This window comes from Facilibium subflavum, assembly GCF_003574485.1.
In the GTDB taxonomy this organism is placed as follows: Bacteria; Pseudomonadota; Gammaproteobacteria; order Francisellales; family Francisellaceae; genus Facilibium; species Facilibium subflavum.
In genome coordinates this window covers 1-714 of sequence record NZ_KZ984701.1, presented here as the reverse complement: position 1 = coordinate 714, position 714 = coordinate 1, and the positions used below count along the sequence as shown (strand labels likewise).

At 35.6% G+C, this 714-nt stretch carries 2 pseudogenes; both read left to right on the top strand.

Features of this window, described 5'->3' with window-relative positions:
- Positions 1 to 265: pseudogene (locus tag DNK84_RS14135) on the top strand (VUT family protein); the annotation flags it as partial.
- A 236-nt stretch (positions 266 to 501) separates the two neighbouring features.
- A pseudogene (locus DNK84_RS14560) lies at positions 502 to 714 on the top strand (hypothetical protein); the annotation flags it as partial.

Below are 714 nucleotides of genomic sequence, written 5' to 3'. Positions count from 1 at the left end.
AACATTTATTGCTGCTTTTGTTGACAGTTTTATTTTCAGTATTATTGCTTTTTTACACATCTTTAATCTATCGGCTGTGATAACACTTGCAGTTAGTATGTGGTTGATCAAGGTAATCATCGAGTTATGTGGTTTGCCTGTTTCTATCTATCTTGCTAAAAAACTCAAACAAGTTGAAAAAACAGATATCTATGACGAAAAAACGAATTTCACACTCTTTAGCATCGATAGCGGTTACCATCAATCAAATAATCGCTTCCATTAGTAAATCAATAGCATTTTTTACTATTGCTTTTTTTAAAAAAAGCCAGCATTTTATCATCCATTAAATTTTTTATGCACTTGCTTTATTTTTAGAAAATAAAGCATTATGATAATTTTTTAACTCGGGGAAAATAAAAAGGGGAAGTACCTTGAAATATCAAATCGGACTTTTTTCAGCAACAGCCATTCCAATCACATCAATGGTTGGTTCAGGCTGGCTTTTCAGCGCACAGTTAAATGCCCAACTGGCAGGAAATTGCGCCTGAATGCTTTGCGAAACTTTGCATGCTTTATCCAGAGCGTGGCTTAAACGCAAAATGTGTTTCCATAAGCCATGGAAAAGATTTTGGCATGGTTTTTGCATTTGCAATCTGGTTTGGCCTTCTGGCGATGATTCCAACAGAAGCACAGGCGACTGTTCAGTATTTAAGCCCTTTTATCAGCTTCACG